Annotated in this window: 2 protein-coding genes; one reads left to right on the top strand and one right to left on the bottom strand. The window is 64.7% G+C overall.

Going from position 1 to position 2,506, the window contains the following annotated elements; genetic code table 11:
• The coding region (locus tag AC3WG5_RS19170; RefSeq protein ID WP_492570323.1) for an IclR family transcriptional regulator at positions 1 to 795 on the bottom strand (795 nt) is incomplete at its 3' end.
• A 164-nt stretch (positions 796 to 959) separates the two neighbouring features.
• Here AC3WG5_RS19170 and xsc point away from each other — a divergent pair.
• On the top strand, positions 960 to 2,506 hold a 1,547-nt coding region (gene xsc, locus AC3WG5_RS19165), incomplete at its 3' end, for a sulfoacetaldehyde acetyltransferase (protein WP_492570322.1).

Genomic DNA, 2,506 nt, shown 5'->3' with positions numbered 1-2,506 from the left:
GGCCTCGGCCTCGATCTTGGCCAGGGCCGCCGCCGCACGCTGCAACGCCGGCAGCAACTGCAGCGCCTTGTCCGGCGTCACCCGTAGCACCGGCGCCTGAATCGCGATCCCGGTGTTGGACTTGCCCCCCGGCGTCGGCACCAGCACCGCCAGGCAGAACAGCCCCGGCAGGAATTCCTCGTCGTCGCAGGCGTAGCCGTCCCGCTTCACCCGCTCGATCTCCCGCTCCAGCGCCGCCAGGTCGGTCAGCGTCTTCGCGGTGTAGCGCTCCAGCGGCACGTGTTCCAGCAGCCGGCGCCGCTGGCTCGGGCTCATCTGTGCCAGGAACAGCTTGCCGCTCGCCGAGCAGTGCGCCGGCACCCGCGAGCCGGGGTGCAGGTAGAAGCGCAGCGGCGCTGGCGTTTCCACCCGGTCCAGATACAGCACTTCGCTGCCCGACAGCGCGGTGATGTTGCAGCTTTCACCGACTTCTTCCACCAGTTGGCGCAGCACCGCGTGGCGCGCGCCGTGCACGGTGTTGTTGAGCAGCAGGTTCTCGGCCATGCGCCGCAGCCGCACCCCGGTGCTGTAATGCCGTCCGTCGCCGTCGCGTTGCAGCATCCCGGCGCTTTCCAGTTGCTGCAGCATGCGGTGCAGCGTCGGCTTGGGCAGCCCGGTTTCTTCCACCAGTCCTTGCAGGCTGAAGAACTGGTCCTTTTCGGCGATCACTTCCAACAGCGCGAACAGCCGCAGCGTCGGCGTGTCGCCGTCGAGCCGGCCCGGTTCGCTCTTCGGGGTCTGTGCTGTGTCGTTCATGGCGTTTCCATCATAGTTCAGTTTCTGTTTTTGATACAACAAGTATCGTTTTACGTAATTTCTTGTTGACTTGCCGCATAATCACTCCTAGAGTTGAGTCGTGTCTCACATATCGGAATCTTTCGTACCGGTTTTGAGATAATACCCACAGGAGACTAGTCAGCATGAGCGAGCAAGCCAACCGTACGGTGCCCGTCGGCCCCACCAAGATGACCCCTTCCGAAGCCTTCGTCGAAACCATGGTGGCCAATGGCGTGACCGATATGTTCGGCATCATGGGGTCGGCCTTCATGGATGCCATGGATATCTTCGCCCCCGCCGGCATCCGTTTGATCCCGGTGGTCCACGAGCAGGGCGCCGCCCACATGGCGGATGGCTTTTCCCGCGTGTCCGGCCGCCACGGCGTGGTGATCGGCCAGAACGGCCCGGGCATCAGCAACTGCGTCACCGCCATCGCCGCCGCGTACTGGGCGCACAGCCCGGTGGTGATCGTGACCCCGGAGACCGGCACCATGACCATGGGTCTGGGCGGATTCCAGGAGTGTAACCAGTTGCCGATGTTCCAGGAATTCACCAAGTACCAGGGACATGTCACGCACCCGGCCCGCATGGCGGAGTACACCGGCCGTTGCTTCGACCGCGCCATGAGCGAGATGGGCCCGACCCAGCTCAATATCCCGCGCGATTATTTCTACGGCGAGATCACCGCCGAGATTCCGAAGCCGGCGCGTCTGGATCGCGGCGCCGGCGGCGAGCAGAGCCTGAACGAGGCGGCGGAGTTGCTGGCGCAGGCGAAATTCCCGGTGATCATTTCCGGTGGCGGCGTGGTGATGGGCGATGCCGTCGAGGAGTGTAAGGCCTTGGCGGAGCGCCTGGGGGCGCCGGTGGTGAACAGCTACCTGCACAACGATTCGTTCCCGGCCAGCCATCCGCTGTGGTGCGGTCCGCTGGGCTATCAGGGCTCGAAGGCGGCGATGAAGCTGATGGCGCAGGCTGACGTGGTGGTGGCGCTGGGGTCGCGCCTGGGGCCGTTCGGTACGCTGCCGCAGCATGGCATGGATTACTGGCCGAAGAACGCGAAGATCATCCAGATCGACGCCGACAACAAGATGTTGGGCCTGGTGAAGAAGATTTCGGTGGGCATTTGCGGCGATGCCAAGGCGGCGGCAGTGGCGCTGACGCAGCGCCTGGCGAACCGGACCCTGGCCTGCGATGCGACCCGCGCCGAGCGTGGCGACAAGATCGCGACCGAGAAGGCGGCGTGGGAGAAGGAACTGGACGAGTGGACGCACGAGCGCGATGCCTTCAGCCTCGACATGATCGACCAGAACGCCCAGGAGCGCACCTTCAACGGCGGCCACTACCTGCATCCGCGCCAGGTGTTGCGCGAGCTGGAGAAGGCGATGCCGGAGGATGTGATGGTGTCGACCGATATCGGCAACATCAATTCGGTGGCCAACAGTTACCTGCGCTTCGAGAAGCCGCGCAGCTTCTTCGCGGCGATGAGTTTCGGCAATTGCGGCTACGCCTTCCCGACCATCATCGGCGCCAAGGTGGCGGCGCCGCATCGCCCGGCGGTGTCCTACGCCGGTGACGGTGCCTGGGGCATGAGCCTGATGGAGACCATGACCTGCGTGCGCCACAACATCCCGGTGACCGCGGTGGTGTTCCACAACCGCCAGTGGGGGGCCGAGAAGAAGAACCAGGTCGA

Source organism: Pseudogulbenkiania sp. FW507-F1 (genome assembly GCF_058781125.1).
This window is presented reverse-complemented; position numbering and strand designations above follow the sequence as displayed.